At 57.7% G+C, this 20,738-nt stretch carries 22 protein-coding genes; 11 read left to right on the top strand and 11 right to left on the bottom strand.

Going from position 1 to position 20,738, the window contains the following annotated elements:
- The first annotated feature begins 230 nt into the window (after nt 1–230).
- Nucleotides 231–1,823, top strand: a complete 1,593-nt coding sequence (locus tag AC14IB_RS06765) for a GMC family oxidoreductase (RefSeq protein ID WP_484231164.1) — start codon at nt 231–233, stop codon at nt 1,821–1,823.
- 3 nt (nt 1,824–1,826) lie between these two features.
- On the opposite strand, the gene AC14IB_RS06760 is transcribed toward AC14IB_RS06765, so the two are convergent.
- Nucleotides 1,827–2,549: an esterase/lipase family protein gene (locus tag AC14IB_RS06760; RefSeq protein ID WP_484231163.1), complete on the bottom strand. Its 723-nt coding sequence runs from the start codon at nt 2,547–2,549 to the stop codon at nt 1,827–1,829.
- 149 nt (nt 2,550–2,698) lie between these two features.
- Here AC14IB_RS06760 and AC14IB_RS06755 point away from each other — a divergent pair, with 149 nt between their 5' ends.
- The gene (locus AC14IB_RS06755; protein ID WP_484231205.1) at nt 2,699–3,730 is read left to right on the top strand and encodes an RNA methyltransferase; all 1,032 of its coding nucleotides are present in this window, start codon (nt 2,699–2,701) and stop codon (nt 3,728–3,730) included.
- A 134-nt stretch (nt 3,731–3,864) separates the two neighbouring features.
- On the opposite strand, the gene AC14IB_RS06750 is transcribed toward AC14IB_RS06755, so the two are convergent.
- Nucleotides 3,865–4,488 (bottom strand): TetR/AcrR family transcriptional regulator, encoded by a 624-nt coding sequence (locus AC14IB_RS06750; RefSeq protein ID WP_484231162.1) that lies wholly within the window; start codon nt 4,486–4,488, stop codon nt 3,865–3,867.
- Nucleotides 4,489–4,572: 84 nt separating this feature from the next.
- Between AC14IB_RS06750 and AC14IB_RS06745 the strand changes: the two genes are divergently transcribed.
- Complete coding sequence (locus AC14IB_RS06745; protein ID WP_484231204.1) at nt 4,573–5,031, top strand: hotdog fold domain-containing protein; 459 nt, start codon at nt 4,573–4,575, stop codon at nt 5,029–5,031.
- Nucleotides 5,032–5,057: 26 nt separating this feature from the next.
- Here the strand turns inward: AC14IB_RS06745 and AC14IB_RS06740 are convergent, their stop codons facing one another.
- A complete protein-coding gene (locus AC14IB_RS06740) occupies nt 5,058–6,272 on the bottom strand; it encodes an iron-containing alcohol dehydrogenase (RefSeq protein WP_484231161.1) in 1,215 nt (404 codons plus the stop codon).
- A 117-nt stretch (nt 6,273–6,389) separates the two neighbouring features.
- Between AC14IB_RS06740 and AC14IB_RS06735 the strand changes: the two genes are divergently transcribed.
- The gene (locus AC14IB_RS06735; protein ID WP_484231160.1) at nt 6,390–6,593 is read left to right on the top strand and encodes a hypothetical protein; all 204 of its coding nucleotides are present in this window, start codon (nt 6,390–6,392) and stop codon (nt 6,591–6,593) included.
- Between the two features lie 29 nt (nt 6,594–6,622).
- Here AC14IB_RS06735 and AC14IB_RS06730 read toward each other — a convergent pair whose 3' ends face one another.
- Nucleotides 6,623–7,087, bottom strand: a complete 465-nt coding sequence (locus tag AC14IB_RS06730) for a winged helix-turn-helix transcriptional regulator (RefSeq protein ID WP_484231159.1) — start codon at nt 7,085–7,087, stop codon at nt 6,623–6,625.
- 123 nt (nt 7,088–7,210) lie between these two features.
- Here AC14IB_RS06730 and AC14IB_RS06725 point away from each other — a divergent pair, with 123 nt between their 5' ends.
- From AC14IB_RS06725 to AC14IB_RS06705, 5 genes are read left to right on the top strand one after another with little or no spacing between them, the layout of a single operon-like run.
- The gene (locus AC14IB_RS06725; protein WP_484231158.1) at nt 7,211–8,119 is read left to right on the top strand and encodes an alpha/beta fold hydrolase; all 909 of its coding nucleotides are present in this window, start codon (nt 7,211–7,213) and stop codon (nt 8,117–8,119) included.
- Nucleotides 8,106–9,023, top strand: coding sequence for a metal-dependent hydrolase (locus tag AC14IB_RS06720; RefSeq protein WP_484231157.1), 918 nt, complete (start codon nt 8,106–8,108; stop codon nt 9,021–9,023). Before AC14IB_RS06725 ends, AC14IB_RS06720 begins: the two co-directional genes overlap by 14 nt.
- A gap of 29 nt (nt 9,024–9,052) precedes the next feature.
- Nucleotides 9,053–9,484 (top strand): PaaI family thioesterase, encoded by a 432-nt coding sequence (locus AC14IB_RS06715; RefSeq protein ID WP_484231156.1) that lies wholly within the window; start codon nt 9,053–9,055, stop codon nt 9,482–9,484.
- A 15-nt stretch (nt 9,485–9,499) separates the two neighbouring features.
- Nucleotides 9,500–10,477 carry an enoyl-CoA hydratase/isomerase family protein gene (locus AC14IB_RS06710; RefSeq protein WP_484231155.1) on the top strand — a complete coding sequence of 326 codons (978 nt, stop codon included), beginning with the start codon at nt 9,500–9,502 and terminating at the stop codon, nt 10,475–10,477.
- Between the two features lie 59 nt (nt 10,478–10,536).
- Nucleotides 10,537–10,878 carry an FKBP-type peptidyl-prolyl cis-trans isomerase gene (locus AC14IB_RS06705; protein WP_484231154.1) on the top strand — a complete coding sequence of 114 codons (342 nt, stop codon included), beginning with the start codon at nt 10,537–10,539 and terminating at the stop codon, nt 10,876–10,878.
- Here the strand turns inward: AC14IB_RS06705 and AC14IB_RS06700 are convergent.
- The 5 genes from AC14IB_RS06700 to AC14IB_RS06680 all read right to left on the bottom strand — a co-directional run bounded on the left by AC14IB_RS06700 (nt 10,875) and on the right by AC14IB_RS06680 (nt 15,661).
- On the bottom strand, nt 10,875–11,885 hold the full coding sequence (locus AC14IB_RS06700) for an NAD(P)/FAD-dependent oxidoreductase (RefSeq protein ID WP_484231153.1): 1,011 nt from the start codon (nt 11,883–11,885) through the stop codon (nt 10,875–10,877). The two genes, AC14IB_RS06705 and AC14IB_RS06700, sit on opposite strands and share 4 nt — an antisense overlap.
- A 98-nt stretch (nt 11,886–11,983) precedes the next feature.
- Complete coding sequence (locus AC14IB_RS06695; RefSeq protein WP_484231152.1) at nt 11,984–13,294, bottom strand: NADH:flavin oxidoreductase/NADH oxidase family protein; 1,311 nt, start codon at nt 13,292–13,294, stop codon at nt 11,984–11,986.
- Between the two features lie 38 nt (nt 13,295–13,332).
- The gene (locus tag AC14IB_RS06690; RefSeq protein ID WP_484231151.1) at nt 13,333–13,989 is read right to left on the bottom strand and encodes a DUF6989 domain-containing protein; all 657 of its coding nucleotides are present in this window, start codon (nt 13,987–13,989) and stop codon (nt 13,333–13,335) included.
- On the bottom strand, nt 13,986–14,951 hold the full coding sequence (locus AC14IB_RS06685; protein ID WP_484231150.1) for an NAD-dependent epimerase/dehydratase family protein: 966 nt from the start codon (nt 14,949–14,951) through the stop codon (nt 13,986–13,988). The genes AC14IB_RS06690 and AC14IB_RS06685 overlap by 4 nt, the downstream gene beginning before the upstream one ends.
- Nucleotides 14,948–15,661 carry a TetR/AcrR family transcriptional regulator gene (locus AC14IB_RS06680; RefSeq protein WP_484231149.1) on the bottom strand — a complete coding sequence of 238 codons (714 nt, stop codon included), beginning with the start codon at nt 15,659–15,661 and terminating at the stop codon, nt 14,948–14,950. The genes AC14IB_RS06685 and AC14IB_RS06680 overlap by 4 nt, the downstream gene beginning before the upstream one ends.
- Nucleotides 15,662–15,766: 105 nt before the next feature.
- Here AC14IB_RS06680 and AC14IB_RS06675 point away from each other — a divergent pair, with 105 nt between their 5' ends.
- Both AC14IB_RS06675 and AC14IB_RS06670 read left to right on the top strand, forming a co-directional pair.
- A complete protein-coding gene (locus AC14IB_RS06675; protein ID WP_484231148.1) occupies nt 15,767–16,840 on the top strand; it encodes an MBL fold metallo-hydrolase in 1,074 nt (357 codons plus the stop codon).
- The gene (locus tag AC14IB_RS06670) at nt 16,837–17,664 is read left to right on the top strand and encodes an SDR family NAD(P)-dependent oxidoreductase (protein ID WP_484231147.1); all 828 of its coding nucleotides are present in this window, start codon (nt 16,837–16,839) and stop codon (nt 17,662–17,664) included. The genes AC14IB_RS06675 and AC14IB_RS06670 overlap by 4 nt, the downstream gene beginning before the upstream one ends.
- A 127-nt stretch (nt 17,665–17,791) precedes the next feature.
- Here the strand turns inward: AC14IB_RS06670 and AC14IB_RS06665 are convergent, their stop codons facing one another.
- Both AC14IB_RS06665 and AC14IB_RS06660 read right to left on the bottom strand, forming a co-directional pair.
- Complete coding sequence (locus AC14IB_RS06665) at nt 17,792–19,285, bottom strand: AbgT family transporter (protein WP_484231146.1); 1,494 nt, start codon at nt 19,283–19,285, stop codon at nt 17,792–17,794.
- A 2-nt stretch (nt 19,286–19,287) separates the two neighbouring features.
- Nucleotides 19,288–20,688: a VTT domain-containing protein gene (locus tag AC14IB_RS06660; RefSeq protein ID WP_484231145.1), complete on the bottom strand. Its 1,401-nt coding sequence runs from the start codon at nt 20,686–20,688 to the stop codon at nt 19,288–19,290.
- Nucleotides 20,689–20,738: the final 50 nt, after the last annotated feature.

Below are 20,738 nucleotides of genomic sequence, written 5' to 3'. Positions count from 1 at the left end.
TGAACTCCTGACGGGGATGTCGTCAGGGTCAGATTAGGGGGCGTAGCTTAAGGCATCCTTAAGCCGTCAAAATAATTGAAGATTATTTCCCACCATCAGTTAAGTGAGGGTACGAGGCCTTTACTGAGAGGCGTTTATTTCGGGTTTGTAGGCATGACCACTGCGTCACAGGCAAGCTACTATTGCGTCATCTATTTTTCTATACGCAAAACAAAAATTCGGAGCGCCTCATGCAAAGCACAGTGGATTACCTGATTGTGGGCGGCGGTTCCAGCGGCTGCGCCCTGGCTGGCCGTCTCAGTGAGGATGCCAGCACGCAGGTGTTGCTGCTGGAAGCCGGCGGTAAGGGCGATAACTGGCTGGTGAACACCCCGGCAGCGGTCGTGCTGATGGTGCCGAAGAAGTTCAACAACTGGGCCTTCGAGACCGTGCCACAGCCGGGTCTGAACGGGCGCAAGGGCTATCAACCGCGTGGCAAGGTCCTGGGCGGCTCGTCGTCCATCAATGCCATGGCCTACATCCGTGGTCATCGAAACGATTATGACGAGTGGGCAGCGCTGGGGAATGCCGGCTGGTCTTTTGATGAGGTGCTGCCGTACTTCAAGCGCTCCGAAGACAATCGTCGCATCAAGAATGAGATGCACGGGCAGGGTGGTCCGCTGGTGGTCAGTGATCTGCAGACCGATAACCCGTTCCAGGGTCACTACCTGGAGGCCGCGCGACAGGTCGGCTACCCGATCAGCGACGATTTCAATGGTGTTGAGCAGGAGGGTGTGGGCCTGTATCAGGTCACGCAGGAAAACGGTGAGCGCTGGTCGTCGTATCGCGGCTATGTGAAGCCGCATCTGGAGTCGCGCAGCAACCTGCGGGTCGAGACCGACGCGCAGACGCAACGCATTTTGTTCGAGGGCAAGCGCGCGGTGGGCGTGGAGTACAAGCAGGGTGGCCGCCTGCTGACTGTGATGGCGCGCAAGGAAGTCATTTTGTCTGCCGGTGCCTTCCAGTCGCCGCAGCTGCTCATGCTGTCCGGCATTGGCGATGCCGCCGAGCTGCAGAAGCATGGCATTCCGGTTGTGCATCATCTGCCGGGCGTGGGCAAGAACCTCAAGGATCACCCGGACTTCATCTTTGGCTACAAGTCCGACGACAGCAATCTGCTCGGCATTTCGCTCAAGGGCGGTCTGCACCTGTTCAAGCAGATCGCGCGCTACCGTCGCGAGCGTCGCGGCCTGGTCAGCTCAAACTTTGCCGAGGGTGGCGCTTTCCTGAAGACCAGCCCGGATTTGCCGGCGCCGAATATCCAGCTGCACTTCGTGATTGCGCTGGTGGATGACCATGCCCGTACGCTGCATCCGGGCCACGGGCTGTCCTGCCATGTCTGCCTGCTGCGCCCGCGCAGCACAGGTTCGGTGACCCTGCGTGACAGCAACCCCGACAGCCCGCCGCTGATCGATCCGCAGTTCCTCTCGGACCCGGCGGATGTGGAGGAGCTGGTCGCCGGCTACAAGATGACCGAGAAGCTGATGAAGGCGCCGGCGCTGGCGCAGTTCATCACCGAGGACCCCTTCACCGCGCACGTGAAAACTGACGATGACATCCGCGCCATCCTGCGTCAGCGCACGGACACGGTGTACCACCCGGTGGGTACCTGCAAGATGGGTATCGATGACATGGCAGTGGTCAATCCCTCGCTGCGCGTGCATGGCATCGAGGGCCTGCGCGTGGTCGATGCGTCGATCATGCCGACCATCATCGGTGGCAACACCAATGCCCCGGCCATCATGATCGCGGAGAAGGCGGCAGATCTGATCAGGCAGGGATGACCTCTAGGGCTGACTCAGGAACGCGCCGACCAGCTCAATGGTTTCGGGCTTGTGCAGCATCCCGGAATGCGTTGCCACCACCTTGGGGTGCAGGTCCTGTAGCAGGATGTTGGTGACGCCGGGCTCATCGAGAAACTGTCGAGCAACAGGCGTCACCACGAGATCTTGGCGGGTGGCAACAATGAGCGAGCGAACGCCGGACGGATTCACTTTGTTTTTATGAAAGGATTGCATGAATTCAGATTGGTTGGACTGCTGGGCGCAGGCTGGGCAATGCCGCGACGACATGTCTGCCGGTACGCGGGTGGTGCCATGCAGGCTGGGTGCTAATGCCACGAGGCGATCTATCCGCCCCGACAGCTCAGGTAATCGCGCTACCTTGAAGGCCAGTAGCCCACCCTGAGAGTGCCCGATCAGTGTCACTTTCTCGGCACCGGTGCGCGCCAGCACCGACTGCACAAATTCGCTGATTTGCTGCGCAGATTGATTGATGTCCATCGTGCCGTAAAAGCTGAATGCATTTTGGCGGCCGTAATTGAGTGCGAACAGGCAGTGGCCTGCTTCTTTCAGTGCCGGAGCCAGTCGCGAGTAAGCGCGTTGTGTGGTGGCGAAGGTGCCGTGTATAAGCACGATGGGCGCGCGCTTGTCCTGCAGCTGGCAGTCGCTGTTGATGACGCCAGCGGGCAGGCCGAGAGCGTCATCAGCGGCCGCTCTGAGAGGGAGCAAGCTCAGCGCCGAGATGATTAGCAGGCAAATGCCTCGAGTGTTGAACAATAGTTTGAGCAAAGTAGGCGCCTCAATGAGATGGTTATAATCTCACGCCTTTAAACGAACATAAATGCATCGGGCAGGAGGCAATGGTAACCTCCGCGCCCATGCGCCTCTCTGACCTACATCAACGCTTCGCCGACCTCGGCGCTCGCCCCATCCATCGCGATGTGGTGATCCGCGCCTGGCTACAGGGCCAGCCGCTGGACACAGGCCGACGGCATCAGCCCACCAAGGATTTTCTGCCCAAGTCGGTGCGAGCGGGCTTGCCGCAACTCAGTGCCGATCTCGATGCCCTGGCCCGCGTGCGCTCCGAACACCCCGGTGCCGATGGTTCAGCGCGCCTGCTGGTGGATATCCCCGATGGCCAGATGGTGGAGACCGTGCTGCTGCCGCGTGATGGCGTTTGTGTGTCGTCGCAGGTGGGTTGCGCGGTAGCTTGTCGATTTTGCATGACCGGAAAGAGCGGCCTGCTGCGTCAGGTCAGCAGTCTGGAGATCGTCGCGCAGGTGGTGCAGGCGCGGCGGCGACGGCCGGTGAAGAAGGTCGTGTTCATGGGCATGGGCGAGCCTGCGCACAATCTCGACAATGTGCTGGAAGCGATCGACATCCTCGGCACGCTGGGTGGCATTGGCCACAAGAATCTGGTGTTTTCCACGGTCGGCGACAGGCGCGTGTTCGAGCGTCTGCCCGAGCTGCGAGTGAAGCCGGCGCTAGCCTTGTCGCTGCACACCACCAAGGCCGAGCTGCGCGAATATCTGCTGCCGAAAGCGCCAAAAATTGCGCCGGATGAGCTGCTGGAGCTGGGCGAGGCCTATGCCCGATGGGTAGGCTACCCCATTCAGCTGCAATGGACCTTGCTCAAGGGCGTGAACGATGGTCAGGACGAAGTCGATGCCATTGTGTCTTTAGTGAAGGGCAAATATGCCGTGCTCAATTTAATCCCTTTTAATGCCGCCGAGGCAGAGGGTATGACCGGTGAAGCGTGGCAACGACCCGATGATGAGCGTACGGTGGAGATCGTGCGCGAACTCAATCATCGCGGGGTACTGAGTCGCGTACGAAATAGTGCAGGGCAAGACGTAGCCGGCGGTTGTGGTCAGCTTCGCGCGCGCTCCGTTTTTTTTAGCGCCACTTAAGGTCTTCAGGTTGCCAAATCCGCCATGTCTACATGTTTCACAGTAATGCTGCGCGGGTATGACTTCGTTTTCAGCCTAGGTAAGCTTGGCGGCCGTCCGGAAGTGTTTCGAATGACAGCTCGGCCGTTAATGCATTAAACGCCTACTGATCGCCATGCGGCGTCGCAAAATACTTCGGCATGCGCCAGAGGTGACGTTTTTACCCGTTGCGTTAGCCACGCTTTGCAATAATTTTCGGCCTGCCCAATGAGAAGTGATGCATAAATTTCTGCCGGTAAGGCGCGAATACTGCCTTGCACCACACCCTCTTTAAGCCAACGCAGTAAGGCCTGATAGCGAGATTTATTGCGTTCTGCCAGTGCCGCTTGGTGTGGGCCGCTGGCCACCGATTGGCGTACGCGAAACATAAAGCGCGCCGCGGCGGGCTCTTTGCAAACCCACTCGAGATAACTCAACACCAGCGCTGAGATGGCCGCCTTGGGGCTGTCTGCCTGACTCATGGCGGCTTTGGTCAGCGCCTGTTGATCGTCCAGCGCGGCTAGGTAAATGGCGGCAATAAGCCCTTCTTTATTACCAAAGTGATGATAGATCGAGCCAATACTGCTGTTGGCGCGTTCGCGAATGGTGTCGATGGGTGTGAGCTCAACCCCGAGCTCGTCGAAGCATTGCAAAGCGCTTCGTAGAATATCGCGCTTATGGGCTTTGCGTGTGCCGGGCTCGGCGCGATCAAAAAGATCTAGGGAAGTAGATTGAGTCATGGCAGGAGCCTAACAAAAAAATTACTAGAATATTATTCTGTTTATGGTATTTTTTGGGCTCTGTCACAGTAGAAATGGATGAATATGAACACCTTAGCGATGTGGAATAAACTCAGCAGACAGCCTGGCGGAAAATGGATTTTCTCGCGCGCGCTGTGCTTGAAAGCCCCTTACTTTGGCAGCATCCGCCCACAATTTGAGGCATTAAAGCCAGGCTATTGTGAAGTGCACATGCGTAAGCGCAGGAGTGTGCTGAATCATTTAGATACCGTGCATGCCATTGCCATGTGCAATATGGCCGAGCTGGCGGGAGGCTCCATGACGGAGGTTACCGTACCGTCGACGCACCGTTGGATTCCCAAGGGTATGACGGTTGAGTACTTGAAAAAAGCCACCACCGATTTAGTGGCAGTCGCCACGCCCATGGCAGACATCGATTGGTCCGGAGCGAGTGATTATCCGGTGAAGATCGTCGTCAGCGACACCCACGGCGTGCCTGTGTTTCAGGCGGTGATTGCCATGTGGGTGTCGCCGAAAAAGTAAGTTTCAGTTCTCTATAGCGCGCTGGTTTAGGCGCTAGCGGCCACCCCATCCAAAACACGATACACATCCTGTTCATCCATGTAGCGCGGCACGGCATACATGCCATGGGCTTCGGTCAGCGCGTCGGTTGCCATGCGCGCGTAATCACTGCGTTGAATCATGCTGCCGCTGCGGCGTATCGGCAAACGCGCGAGTAAGTCGCTGACTCGTGTAGACAGTGCGTTGGCCGCGACGGTATCGGTTGCACCGGCAGGTGCTAGCTCAAGGTCGCGAGACAAACTGGCGAGCTTCCTCAGGCAAGCTGGTTGGTTAAACGCCAACACATGCGGTAATACCATGGCATTCGCACGACCATGTGGCACGCCGTATAGAGCGCCGAGTTGATGGGCAATGGCATGCACATAACCCACCGCCGACGTGCTCAGGCACAGGCCGGCATAATGAGATCCCAGTGCCATCGCGTCACGAGCTGCAAGGTTGTTAGGTTCGCTGCAAGCGGTTTCTAGGTTATTCAAAATTAGGCGAACCGCCGTTCGGTTGTAGCCATCGGTTTGCGCGTTGGCAAACAGGCTCATCCAGCCCTCGAGGGCATGGGTGAGGGCATCAATCCCTGTTTCTGCTGTCACCGAAGCTGGCATGCCTTGTGTGATGAGCGGGTCCAGCGCGGCAGCCAGGGGCACTAAACCAGGATCCACCACCAAGGCTTTCACATGCGTGCTGCTGTCTGAAATGACGGCGGCCACACTGGCCTCAGAGCCGGTGCCCGAGGTGGAGGGCACTACAAAGAAGGGCAGAGCGGGTTGCCGACCTTTCAGTACGCCCACCAATTGTTGAGGCGTTTTACCCGTGGTGGCCGCGAGGGCGATGACTTTTCCGGCATCAATGGCCGAGCCGCCGCCAATCACCAGGAGGGCATCTGCACGTGCCTGCTGGCAGGCTTGCAGTCCTGCTTCCACAATTTCAAAGGTCGGGTCTGGTCGAACGCCGGTAAAAATTTCGGTGATAACGCCTCGCGCATTGAGGGTGGCAACCAATGGGTCAATCGTGCCCAGCTTGGCTAAAACATCATCCGTAATGACGAGAACGCGCTTATGCCCTTGGTCGGCGATGCTATGACACAGACGCACGGCTGAGCCTTCACCGAACAACACCAGAGGCCGTGGTACCGCCAACACTTTACCGATGGCCCAGATGGCGCTGAGTTTAGGGAGAGCCTTTAGGCGGTTAGCTAGTGCGGACATGGTGTGGCAACTCCAATGAATTTGACTGGGTGGTCACGCTACAGGGCAGAATTGAATTGAGCAAGACTTGACACGGAAAGTAAGCCGCAATTTGCCATCGGAGTTATTGGTGCCTTTGTGCTTAACCCATCTGCCGATCAGCATCGTGAAAAAATTAAGGTCGTGGTGTCCGAGCGCAGTCCGGTGGAAGGACTCTTGGGGCTGGGCCAGTTGACCTCGTTCGTGTCGAAGTACCATAGCGTTGGCTTGGCTTCGTACACAACGGTAGGCGATAAAACGGCTTCAATCGGCGCGTTTGGCGTAGTTTATGTGGTTGATTAAGTAAGAGAATACGTGATGAGCGATGCGCTTCATCCAAATTTCTTTTCGGCGACATAGCCCGGGCCAATCATCGGCATGACATCCCTCGGATGTATGGCTTCGCCACATTCTGAGCAGCTCATGGTGGGCGTCATAATTTTGCCGCACGACTTGTGATGGTAATGAATGGGTGGCCCGGCACCCTCATCGAGAAAAGCATCGCCCCAGGCGGTGAGCGCCAGTAGCACAGGGTATAGCGCACGACCTTTAGTGGTCAGCCGGTATTCGTAGCGATTCGGCTGGTAGGCTTCTTTGTTCAAGATATCTGCTTCAACCAGACGCTTCAGGCGCTCGGCCAGGACATGACGGGTGACGCCAAGTTGGCTCTGGAAGTCGTCGAAACGGCGTGTGCCCAAAAAAGCATTACGCAGCAGCAGCAGCGTCCAACGATCGCCAATAAGTGCCAGCGATCGAGCGATCGAGCAGTTCAAGCTACCAATATCATCCCATTTCATGCCGCAGTTGCTCCTGCCGGAAAAGCGCTAGGACTTTAGTGCCCTGACTTGTTGTTGACAAGTTCCTTTTTAGAACTTACTTTGATTGGGCATTTTTGTCATCAGTCATGCAGGAATTTATTCATGAGTCTTTCTTCAGCTTCAACCGTTCGACACTTTCGGGTGCAATCCGGGCCGGTATCTCTCGCGGTGCAAAGCCGTGGTGACACGGCGCATCCGTGCCTGATTTTCATTCACGGTTATCCCGACACCAGTGCGCTGTGGGATGCCATTGCCGCGCCGTTGGCGGATCGTTTCCATGTAGTGACCTACGATGTTCGTGGTGCCGGCGCATCGGAAGCGCCACAAGGCATCAACCCCTACCAGTTTCAGTATTTGATTGCTGATCTCGCGGCCGTGGCCGATGCCGTCAGCCCGAACAAGCCGGTGCATTTGATCGGCAGCGATTGGGGCTCCTTGCAAGGCTGGAAAGCGGTGGAGTCACCCTTAATGGCGGGGCGAATTGCTTCGTTCAGCACGGCGGCACCTAGCCTTGATCATGTGGGGGTCTGGTTTCAGCGCCGGCTTCAGGGCGGTTCGCTGCAAGGCATGTTGCAGGCCGGCAAGCAGATGCTGGGCTCGCTATACATGGGTGCGTTTCAGCTGCCGGTGGTGCCGGAACTGACCTGGCGTTTGGCTATGCCGCGTCTGTGGCCGTGGTTTCTGAAAACCGCTGAGGGAGTAAACACTGCGCCCGAGGCCACGCTGGTCGCCGATGGCGTGCAAGGGCTAGGCCTATATCGCGCCAATTTGACGCAGGCGCTGATGAAACCAGAGCCGCGTGTAACGCACACGCCGGTGCAGTTGCTGGTTCAAATGCAAGACCGCTTCGTGCCAGCACATTTGCTAGACGGCCTTGCCGAGTGGGTGCCGAATCTGACACGCCGTGAGCTGGCCACCGGCCATTGGGGCGCGATGACCCATCCCGAGCTTTTTGTGGAACCGATTGCCACCTTTGTCAGCCAGCTGGAGTCCGCTCATGTCAGCTATTGAACACAAGGCAGCGTCGTCTGCCGATACTCGCATTCTCCCGCGCAAGGTCCGTTTTGACTGGAGCGGCGCACCGCTGCATTGGCTGCCGAACGATGTCTTTTCCAGCCACGCCATCAACGAGTTCAGTTATTTGCTAGTGCCGGGCGAGTTCTTTTTTTGTCGCGCGTTCGCCGAGGCGCTGCCGCAGGTAACCGATGAGCGTCTGCGCGAAGATGTGAAGGCATTTATTCAGCAGGAAGCGATTCATTCACGGGCACATGAGGACTCGATTAAGGCCTATCTGAACCCGCACGGCATTGATCCGGATGCCATCGTGCAGCGCGGCGAGTGGCTGTTTAAGGAGTTGCTGGCGGCCAAGCCGTTCGGCTATGCCGTGCCGAAGTTCCTGCAGAAGCAGTGGCTAATCATGCGGATTGGCATCATCGCGGCGGTGGAGCATTACACCTGCGCGCTCGGCGTTTTCGTGCTGCGTGCGAAGAACTGGGAATACAGCGATGCCGACCCGGTGGTGGCCGATCTCTTCCGCTGGCATGGCGCCGAGGAGATGGAGCATCGCACCGTGGCCTTTGATTTGTACCAGCACCTGGGCGGCAACCTGCCAACGCGGGCGGCGCTGATGGCGGTGGTCATGCCGCTGCTAAGTTATCTGTTTATTGATGGCACGGCCAAGCTCATGCAGCTGGATCCGGCGGTTCCCAAGCGAGATGCCCGCGTGCTTGGCCTCGGCTTCTGGAAGGCTTTCTACAAGGCGGCTCAGGCGGGAAACTCGCCATCGTTTCCGTGGTTCTTGATGCATGGCGCGCGCTTCCTGCGCCGTGATTACAACCCCTTGCACGAGGCATCCACACAAGAAGCGCTGGCCTATATCCATGCCTCGCCGGGCGTACTGGCGAATGCGGCCTGAGGCCGTCATCACATTTCTGGAGTTATTTGATGAGTATCAAAACCATGACGGGCCTGGAGATCATGCAGGCGTTTGCACAAGGCCTAGTGCCGGCACCGGGCATCGCCAAGATCATGCCGATGCAGCCCGAGACCGTGGAGTCCGGGCGGGTGGTGTTCAGCTGTACGGCGAATGAGACGCACAGCAATCCGCTCGGCGGCGTGCACGGCGGTTTTGCTGCGACGGTGCTGGATTCGGTCACCGGCTGCGCCACCCACACGGCGCTGGCGGCGGGCGAGAGCTACGGCACCATCGAGCTCAATGTGAAGATGTGCAAGGCCATCCCCTTTCACAAGACGCTGCGGGCCGAGGGTAAAGTCATCAATGTGAGCAGCCGGCTCGTGATTTCGGAAGGCAGCATCCGCGATGACAATGGCGTGCTGTATGCCTTTGCGACGGCCACTTGCATGATCTTGCGTTAATAATTGGAGAGCCTAATGAGCCAGAAAAAATCCTCGCTGTTGCAGGTGAGCGAGCAGGGTCGTGTCATGACCCTTGCCATCAATAATCCGCCGGCCAACTTCCTCACGGCGGCCATCATGGCTGAGTTGAATCAGCAGCTGGTCGCGTTGGAAAGTCGCCAAGACATTGGTGCGGTCATCATCACCAGTGCGGTCGAGGGCGTGTTCCTCACCCATTTTGATGTGGATGATATCGAGCAGGCCGTGGAGTCAATTCCGTTCCCCATGTCGGCAGGCTTGGTGCAAGTACTGACGCGCAGTGAAAGCCTGCTCGATCACATTCCGGGAACGCGCAAGTTGCTCAGCCATACGCCCATGGCCGGCGTGTCGGACATGAACATCTTTCATGAAGTGACGGCGCGCATGCGGGCCATGAATAAGGTCTTTATCGCCGCCATCAATGGTCGCGCCATGGGCGGTGGTTGCGAGCTGGCACTGGCCTGCGATTTGCGCCTGATGATCGAGGGGGATGCCAGCACTGGCGTCATGATAGGCCAGCCGGAAATTCTCATTGGCCTTATTCCTGGCGGTGGCGGCACACAATTTCTCACGCGTAGCCTCGGTGTGGCTAAGGCGCTGGAGCATTGCCTTGAGGGTAGGCCACTGACGCCGGCCGAGGCTCTTGCGCTGGGCATGATTAATCGGGTGGTGCCGGTAGAGGCGTTAGCTGATGAGGCCATGGTCTTGGCGCAGCGTATGGCGACGCGCTCGCCGTTTGCCGTGCGGGCGATCAAGCAGGCAGTGTATCAGGCGGCTTCGCAGAGCTGGGATCAGGGCATGGCAGTGGAAAAGAACGCGTTTCTGGCGGTGGCCTCGCAGGCTAATACGCGTCGAGCCATGCAGGTGTATATCCCGAAAATTCGGGAGATTTTGGCCTCAGGACGAGCACTGACGCTGGACGATTTTCAGGAGATGATCGATGGCACGGCAGCAGATATGACCTCGTCAAGCTAGATAGCAGACCGGGAATACGGTAAAACACCGTCGCGATGGACTAGGCTAGGGTGTTGATGATGAGCGATGAGTTACAGGTAGTGGATCTGGTGCTGGGCGAGGGTAAGGCCGTGGTGAAAGGCGCGCTGATCCGCGCGCATTACCGAGGCACTTTAATCGATGGCACCGAGTTTGACTCATCATGGTCCCGCGGCCAGCCGTTTCAATGCGTGATTGGAACGGGTCGCGTGATTAAAGGTTGGGACTTAGGTTTGATGGGCATGAAAGTGGGCGGCAAGCGTCAATTGCATGTGCCCGCGCATTTGGCTTATGGCGAGCGCCAAGTGGGCGCACACATCAAGCCCAACAGCCCATTGAATTTTGAAATTGAGCTACTCGAAGTCCTCACGCGTGACGATTAAGTCGCGGTGAGGATTTGCTCTGCCAGGCTTTGGCCACTCAGCCAGGCACCTTCTACTTTGCCTCCATTGAGCCAATCCCCACACAGTCCTAGCCCTGCCTGCGCTTCCCACACCGCACCCACGCTCAAGGGTTTAGCGGTGTCGGCGTAGCGCCAACGATGCGCGCTCCAAGCATCTGGCGTGCGCCCACCCAGACTGATAAATGCCGCAATAAGCGGCGCGGCCACTGCGTCGCCGGTGGCTTCAATGTGGGCCTCACTCCATTCCGCGCTAGCATGAAGTAACCAACAGTGTTGGCCGTTTCGTCCCGGCTTTTGGCTGTCTTCCGCCACCCAGCGTAAGGGGCCGTGGTTAACAAACGCGGCTTGGAAGGCCAGCTTCATAGGCTCGTGATAGCGCAACATGAGCGCCCAGCTGCCGCGCATCGGCGCAGAGCTAGCCAGCTCGGCTAAGCCAAGATGAATGGGGCGAAGCAGAGGTTGGGCTTGCGGTGCAGGCACGGCCAGCACAACGGCATCGTAGGTGTCGTCGAGCCAATCGTGCTCGGCACTGCGGAGTTGCCATTGCTCTTCATGCTTCTTTATGGCTTGGATCGTGGTTTGGCTTTTCACGTTCAGTGTCGCGGCCAAGTGTCGTGCGGGCGCTGTCATGCGTGGAGTACCGACAAAGCGCTGAGGCTTAGCTTGGGTGGCGTTTGCTTCAGATGCCTCTGGCAAGGAGCCAAATACTTGCAGTTCAGGATCCCACGCGGCAGCCAAGCCCAGACTTACCCAGCGCTGAACCTCAGCATGAAAGCGGGGATCGCGTGCGGTGAAGTACTGTGCGCCGGTATCACATTGCCAGGCGTTGCCATTTTCAGCTTCACCACGCTTTGTGCTCATACGACCGGCTGCGCCACGGCTCTTTTCGAACACAGTGACATGGTGGCCAGTAGCCTGTAAGCGTTGAGCGCAGGACAGTCCGGCAATGCCCGCGCCAATCACGGCAATTTTTTTTACGGCAGTCATGTCGCGTGCTAACCCTTCAAGCCATGAGATGCGCTAAGTGTAGCGACCTTGGTCGTGGGCTCGCGCTAGGACAAACGCGAGCCGCAACGATCTATGGCTTAGTGACGAATGCGCCACGCTTGGCGTAATTCATCGCCGTAGTAGCCGGTGAGTGCGCGCAGTAAGCCCATCTTGGGGTCGGCTTCCAGGCCATCAGCCAAGCGGAATATTTGTTGGTAGTACCAGGCTTGGCCACCAATGACATTAATGAGCTTGAGGGGCAGCACCGGGCTTGCGGGTGAAAACAGCCCTTTGGCAGCCAAACGGAGGGTGTGCTCATACGTAGCCACGCGATCAATGTTCCCGCTGAGTAAGTCGTTGACGGTGTTGGGGTCGGTGCAGAGGGGGCGCCCCAGACCGATGACATCGCAGTCGCCGGCTTTTAGTGCCTGCTCCATGGCCTCTCGGCTGCGGAAGCCGCCCGTGACCATCAAGGGCATGGTGGCGACTTGGCGAATTGCCGCAGCGTATTCAAGGAAGTAGGCCTCGCGTTGGCGTGTGCTGGTGCGAACCGCCACCGTTTCCGTTTTGATGGAGTCGCTGCGTCCGGTGTGGCCCAGCAGCTTGGGCTGCTCGTAGGTGCCGCCAGAAATTTCTAACAGATCCACCTGCAAGTCATTCAACCAGGCCACGACCTGTAGGCATTCCTCGTGAGAGAACCCCCCTTGGCGGAAGTCATCTGAATTGAGCTTGATCGCAACGGGGTAATGCGGGCCGACAGCCGCCCGTGTCGCACGTACCGTTTCGAGCAGAAAGCGGGCGCGATTGGCTAAAGAGCCGCCCCAGGCATCGGTGCGTTGATTGGTGATGGGCGATAAAAAGGACGACAGCAAGTAGCCGTGCGCCGAATGAATTTGCACGCCGGTAAAGCCCGTTTTCTGTGCGACGCGAGCGGCATGGGCATAGCGCTGAATGAGGCCGAGAATCTCTGCTTCGGTGAGTGCTCGAGGTGAGGCGTAGTTGCCCATGAGATCGAGTTTAACGGCAGACGGCGCAACAGGATGGCGGGTGACATAGCGCGGCGATTGACGACCCGCGTGATTGATCTGCATCCACAGTTGGTTGCCATTAACGGTGCCTGCCTCGGCCCAGGCCTGCAGTCGTGCCATGGCCACGCTGTCTTGCTCGGTCTCTAACGTAATCACCACATTGCCCGGGCGCTCTAAGACCTCACGATCCACTTGCACATTACCGGTTATGAGCAACCCTGAGCCGCCTTCGGACCAGCGGCGATAGAGCGAATTCAAGCGCTCGGTGGCGCGTTGCTGGGCATCGGCCAGGCCTTCGGTCATGGCGGCTTTAGCTAGACGGTTTGGAAGCGTGACACCGCAGGGCAGGGTAAAGGGTTGTGCAAGTAAGTCGTGAGTCATGGTGAACAGCCTAAAATTGAGTGGAGACGACGAAGGGCTTAGCCTATCCAAAGCAGCGCGAGTGACAGGGCGCCGGCATAAAAAATGGCCACGCTGACAGCGCAGAAAAGGCGTACCGGCAAGGTCGAGCGACCGTGCTGGCGCCATATCCAGAGGGCGGCCAAGACCAGAAGCATCTCTGGAATGAGGGGGTAGAGCGCAAAGCCAGCGATTTGCTGCACGTCTTGGGCATGCCACAAATTCATGGGGCGGGCGGCCCATTCCCACGTCAGGAAGGCGGCTAAGCCACCCACCGCGCTAACGCTGTATGGGAAACGAGTGGCTTGCGCTAGCCAGCACAACGGCCAGAGCAGCATGATCCACAAGCCCATGAAGTAGATCGGAACGGCACCGCCGAGACGATAGATACCGTGATCTGGGAAGGTGAGCGTGCCCATTTGTTTCACCAGCATCCAGTCTGCACAGGGCAGTGCGATGGATAAGGGCAGTAAAAATAGCCAGAGATTCAGGCCTTGGCGATGCCCTCGCCAATAGCACATGAGCGGCAAGGCTAAGTTGTAGGCCGCGGCCAACAGCAAAATGGCCCAGCCCAAGGTGGCGCCTTGCGACAGCAGCGCACTGGGGATGGCCAGGGCAAAAAATGCGAGGTGAAAGCGCAGGGCATCCTGCACACCACGATGGCTGACAGTGGTCATGTTGTTTGGCTCCGAGCAATGTCCGCCATGCCATCGGCGAGTGAAATTTTCGGGGTATAGCCCAGTTCACGCTGAGCTTTGGCAATACTGTAACGATGGCGTCTTAAAAGAAACTTCATGGCCGCGGGGCTGGCCAACGGTTTTTGGCCGAGCAGCTTGAGCACAGGCGCACTGGCTGCCAAAAAGGCGTTAAGCGCCCAAGCGGGCAGTGCCGGCACACGTTTTTTGCCCGCCATTTTAGCGTGATAGGCAAAGAAGGTATGGCAAGGCGTGGCGACGCCGTCACTGAGGGTAAACACGGAGCCGCCCTGCGCTTTTTCCAAGGCCAGAAAAATGCCATCGAGCAGGTTGTCGACATGCACATGATTGATCACCCCGCGTCCGAAATCCGGCAACACGAACAGCCCCCGCCGAATCAAGTCGATGGGACGCTGCACCCAAGGTACGCTGCCTGCGCCATAGACATCGCCGGGCCTTATCACGATCACCGCAAAATCGGCGGTGTTAAACGTCAGGGCAACTTGCTCGCTGGCCAACTTGGTGTCGTTGTACACATTGCCTTGCCCGTTTAACGGGCCGTCTTCGGTGACATCGGCCGGATAGTCAAAGCCATAGACCATGACCGAAGATAAATGCACCAATTGCTTCACGCCCTGCGACTGCGCTACCCGGCAGACACTGCGCGTGCCTTCCACATTCACCCGCTCATAAGCCTCACGGGGACCGTCTTCCTCCACAATGGCCGCGGTATGAAAAACCACATCGGCCCCGGCAAAGGTGGCCTGCAGTGTGGCTTCATCATTGATGTCGCCGACGGTAACTTGGATGCCTAACGCATGCGCGCGTTCTGCCGCGATGAGCGAGTGATCCATGCCTTGAACCTGCCAGCCCAGCGCCAGTGCGCGTTCGGCCATGCGCAATCCAATGAAGCCGCCGATGCCGGTAATCGCAAGCGTTGTCATGAGGTGATTTCCTGAGTGAATAGGGTGGGGGGCAGGACGGCGCTGCCACGTATCAAGGCGTAAAAAATCCGAATGATTTCATGGCTTAGCTGAGTGATGCTGGGCGGCTCGGGAACGGTGAGCCATTCGGCCAGGAGTTCATTGATGCCCCCCACGAGGGCTACGCAAACGAGGTGGTAGTTATGCGCGGGCAACTCGCCTCGGCTGACCATGGCATTGACGAAGCCTTCTATCACCCCAGCCATGTCATGAATGGCCGCACGTCGTCGCTTTTCCATGGCGGCGCTGACACCAACGGATTCCAGCACACCGACCCGAGCGAGTCGGCTATCTGCCAAGTAGTGGGTAATCAGTGCTTGCATGGCACGGGGGATCTTTTCTTCGAAACTTTGCTCGGGGGCATGAATGGCCAGCAACGCGGCTTCACGCAGATCCTGCAAGATGCGGTCGTAGAGGTCGGTGAGCAGGGCTTCACGCGAGGGGTAGATGGCGTAGAAGTGACGTGCTGTGACCTTGGCCTCGGAACAGAGCTGTTCGATGGTGGTGCGCGCATAGCCTTGCCGCGCAAACAGTTCCAAAGCCGCCGCGAGTAGGCGCTGTTGGCGTTCTGCTCTGCGTTGTTCAGGCGCTACACCACGATACGCGCGAGCCGGTTTTTCAGCATCGCGAGGCGTGTTGGGTAGCGCAGCATCGGTGAACATCACAGCCATAAGTTATTTTGACAAGATTTCTTGTTGGATTTACAGTCTGCCACAGATTGCTCGTTTGGCAAGTCAGCTAGGCGTGATTTTTATCCGGATTGTTGAGGACTAGGCATGACCGTTTTGCAGCCCCTGAAACACTTTGATGGCACGCGCGATGCCCGTCGCCCCATGGCTCGCGTCGACAATGTGCGTGAAGCCGCCAAGGATTTTCGCCGCGACATGTTGGCCAAACCCAAGGTGCGCTTTTACAAATCCTTCGAGCTCGTGCGCGTCCCGTATCCGGCCAAATTTGCCTACCTCAATGCGTTCAGTTTGCCGACGCCGTTTGTGCATTTGTGCAACCGTTTGAGTGTGATTCAGTTTGATTCCAGTGAAGGCCTTAAGACGCTGCTGGTCGGGCCTTCAGACTGGGAGCATCAACGCGAAACGCCGTTTTTTGCCCAGCTAGATCAACAGGCCGGGCGATTTACGGGTGTGATGGATAAGCTCATCGTTCGCAAGACAGCGACCGTGCTGGACTGCCTTAAAAGCATTGGTCTTAGCCCTGAGGACGTTGACTACATCACCTATGATCATTTGCATACGCAGAATGTGACGCGCTGGCTTGGTGGTAACGGCCAGTCCGCGCTGTTTCCAAATGCCAAGCTCTTGGTGATGCGCGAGGAGTGGGAGAGTGCGCAGGCGCTGATTCCGTGGCAGAACCAATGGTATTGCCCGGATGGCATCGCCGCCGTGCCCGAGAGCAAGCTGATCTTGCTCGACGACAGTGTGGCGCTGGGCGATGGCTCGGTGGCCATTATGCGCACCAAGGGGCATACCGAAGGTAATCACTCCATTGTTTCGCACACCGACACGGGCCTAATTGTGACCAGCGAGAACGGCGTGAGTTTAGATGCCTACGAGCCCAAGCATTCCACCACGCCCGGTCTCGCGGCATTTGCGAAGCAGACCGGTGCCGAAATCATCATCAACGGCAACACCATGGAATATGTGGTGGATCAGTACATCTCCATGGTTCAGGAAAAGAGCGTGGCCGGCCCGAATCCCAAGGATGAGCGCTTCCCGAATGTGGCGCCGTCGTCGGAAGTGAGTGCGTTCTGGCTCTTCCCCGGCACCGCGCCAACAGCCACCGTGGGTGAGCAAGAGTTTGGTCAATTGACCTTGAAATCAGGAGTCGCAGCATGAGCCTGCATTGGATCGTTTCAGGGGCAGCCTCGGGCATTGGTCAGGAGTTGGCTAAGCAACTGCTGGCGCGTGGAGATCGTGTTTGTGCCTGTGATGTTCAGCCTGCCGGTTTGCAGGCGCTAAAGGCATTGGCCGGTGCGTCTGCGCAGCTGCGCGTGGAAACCTTAGACGTTCGCGATGCCGAAGCTTGGAAAAGCTTAGTGGCTCAAGTTGAAGCGGAGGATGGCGCAGTCGATGTGCTGGCCAACATTGCGGGTGTGTTGAAAGAAAACTGGGTGCAAGATGCCACGGCAGCCGAAGTCGATTTCCACTTCGACATTAATGTGAAAGGTGTGATTTTTGGCACTCAGGCCGTCTTGCCCAGCATGCTCGCGCGCGGTCAGGGCCACATCATCAATATTGCGTCGCTGGCAGGTTTGTCGCCGGTGCCCGGTATCGGTCTCTACAGCGCCAGCAAGTTTGCTGTGCGCGGCTATTCACTGGTTGCGGCCATGGAGCTTGCCGACAAAGGCATCGCCGTAACGGCCGTGTGCCCGGACGCGGTGCAGACACCCATGCTAGACATCCAACAAGGCAAGCCGCAGACCGCGCTGACCTTCTCCGGCCCGCGCGCACTGACGGCGCAAGAAGTTGTTGCCGCCATCCTCGGGCCTGTACTACGGGATCGTCCGTTTGAGATTGCACTGCCGGCTTGGCGAGGCACTACCGCGAAACTAGCGGGTAATCTGCCACAGCTCGGCAACAAAGCCATCGGCCTGTTCCGCAAAGCCGGCGAGCGCCGCCAAAAGCTCCTTCAAGCCGGTAAAAGCAGCACCGAACGCTAACGCTTTCACCTCACCCGCGCATCCCCGACACGGGAAAACCGTCATGCGCCATGGATGGCGCATGAGAGCCTACAGGGACGTATTCACGGCGTGTTTTCCCGTGTCGGGGATGCGCAGGTGGCGGAGTTCAGCCCGGTCCCAACGGCCAGCCCATGCTCAGCCAGAGCGCAAGCAGGCCGCCCCAGCCAATCAACAGCGCTAGCGAGTAAGGCAGCATCATGGCCATGAGTGTGCCGATGCCCGCTTTCGGCTCGAAGCGCTGGGCAAAGGCCACGACCATCGCAAAATACGGCATGAGCGGAGTGATGATGTTGGCGACGCTGTCTCCGACGCGATAGGCCGCCAAGGTGCCTTCAGCCGGAATGCCGGCGAGAAAGAACATGGGGATAAATATGGGAGCCATCAGCGCCCATTTCGCCGAAGCCGAGCCAATCAACAAATCCAGCGTGACTGTGAATAAAACAAACATCAGCAATAACACCACCGGCGACCAATCCATGGTTTTGAGCTGTTCAGCGCCGGTAATGGCAACGAGTTGCCCGATCTGGCTCCACTGAAAATAGGCAACAAATTGCGCGGCAAAAAACATCAGCACCAGATAGCTGGCTAAGGTTTTCAGGGTTTCCTCTAAGGCGGGAATGGCATCGCTGCTGCGAGCCCAACGCTGGCTTACCCGCGCATAGAGAATGCCGGCAATCCCCGCGTAAATAGCGACCAATACCACCACGCCTTTGATTAGTGGCGACTTCGCGACGCTGCCATCTTCCCCGCGCAAAAAGCCATCCGCAGGGAGCAAGCCCGCGAGCGCGAAGGCCAGCACAGCCAGTGTCCACAGCAGTACCGCACGGGCTCCGCCTAGGTGCAAATGGCTATCGGCAAGCTCATCGGACGCGCTCATCGCAGTCGATGCTGTGGCCGACAATCGAGGCATGACAAATTGATGATTGACCCAGGACACGATCAGGGTTACCCAGAGCGTGGACGCCAGCATAAAAAAGTAATTCGCGGTGACAGCCACTTCCGCGCCAGGCTTCACCGTTTGCAAGGCTTCGCTGGCTATGCCGGCAAGCAGGGCATCAACGGGGCCAATCAGCACATTGGCAGAAAAGCCGCCTGAAACGCCAGCAAAGGCGCAGGCAATCCCGGCTAAGGGCGGCAGCCCTGCGCGTTGAAAGAGCAGGCCGGCGAGGGGGATGACCACCACGTAGCCGGCATCCACGGCAATGCTTGACAACACACCGGCCAGTGCAACGACTGTTGGCAATGCGCGCACACCGCTGAGGCGAACCAGCGATGACAGGAGACCTGCGAGTAAGCCTGAGCGTTCAGCCAGCCCTAAGCCGAGCATGGCCACCACGACATTGCCGACAGGCGCAAAACTGGTGAAGTTGGTCACGGTGTCGTTGAACAAATGGTTCAACCCGATCAGAGAGATCAGATTAACGGCGGAAATGGTCTTGCTGCCATCCGGCCAAGTGGCTTGCCAGCCTAGGCCCGCGGCAATGGCGGAGGCAATCAGCACGATGCCGCAGAGCCAAACGAAGAGCCACGCTGGCGGAGGGAGACGATTCCCTAACGCCTCAATGCGATCCAGAGTTCGTAAAAAACGAGTTGATGCCATGTTTAGCTACCTGAGCCTAAAACGGTGTAGGGAATTAATGCGGATGCCCAACTATGACGCAGCCACAAGAAGCCCGACAAAACCAACGCAAGCATAATGATGAGTGTCGGCTCCCAGTGCTTAACCCGGGTAAAACCTGAGCCGCGGTACCACGACCAGCGCAGACCCGCCACAACTGCCGTACCGAGCATGACGCCGGCCATCACATCACTGATCCAATGCAGACCCAAAAAGGCACGTGAAATTGAGGTAAAAATAATGAGCGTAAGGCTCACGGCAAGTGCCCAAGGCTTGAGACCGGGCCAAAAATCGCGGGTCATAAAGACATAGAATAAACCCCATAGCACGGTCACGGAAAAGGCGTGATCACTGGGGAAGGAGGCCTCGTCGCGCATGGTAAAGACGGGCTGTGGGCCTGGATGGGCAAACACTGTTTGCAGCAGTGAGGGCAGGAATAAACACAACAGGCTGGCCACAACGGTAAAACTGAGAGCCCGCCATTCGCGGCGCAGCAGCAACCAAAATGCCACGATGCCGCCCAAGGTCATTAAGGCGCGGTTATCGGCGAGCAACGTAAATGCCGTAAACAACCAATCAATACCGGGCTGTCGGAGGCGGGTGAACTCCGTTGTGACCCATGCATTAAGGTCGGCTAGAAAGGGTAAATACAGAGCCAGCGAGATAAAACCCACTAAGCCGACGCTGCCTACCAGTAAGGTCATAAATTGGTTTTCTGGAATGCCATCGGCGCAGGCAAATACCCCGTGGTTATGCGGCGCATGTTGCTGTCGCCAACGCCGTGTGAGGCTGTTAAGGCGGGGCAGTAACCAAACCAACGTCCCAATAGTAATGAGAATGGCGCCCACAAAAAGGAGCTGATGCTTGCCGGGTAGCAGTGGGTTGTCGATGGCAGCACCGGCAAAATAGCCTGGCAAAATATTCGGCGGAGCCCAAAGCAGGGCGGAAATGACATTAAAAAAGAGGAAGCGTGGAAATGGCATCTGGAAAATGCCAGTCGCCAGAGGAACAAATGCGCGGATAGGACCAATAAAACGTCCAAAGATCAGGCTTTTGCCGCCGTGTTTTTCGACAAAAACTTTACTGGCCGCCAACCAATGCGGATTTTTCCGAAAAGGCCAGACATGCTCAATGCGGTGTTTAAAGTGATGCCCGATGGCATAACTGATGCCGTCGCCGACGATGGCGCCCGCCACCGCATAGAGCAGCACTTCATAGACATTAATGCCGATATGTCCGGCCAATAAGGTCAGACCAATCATGACCGGAATAGCCGGAATAATGGAGCCGATGACGGCCAGTGACTCAAGTGCGGCAAGGCCAAAAATGAGTAGCAGTGTCCAATCCGGATTCTGCGTTAGCCAGGCCCACCAGGTTTCAGTCATGTGCATAGGAGCTTAGGCAAATGGGCAAATTGCCTGCACCCTACTCAGCT

The sequence above is a fragment of the Perlucidibaca sp. genome (assembly GCF_057084925.1).
Note: the sequence above shows the minus strand (reverse complement) of the source record. Positions and strands in the feature narration are given on the sequence as shown.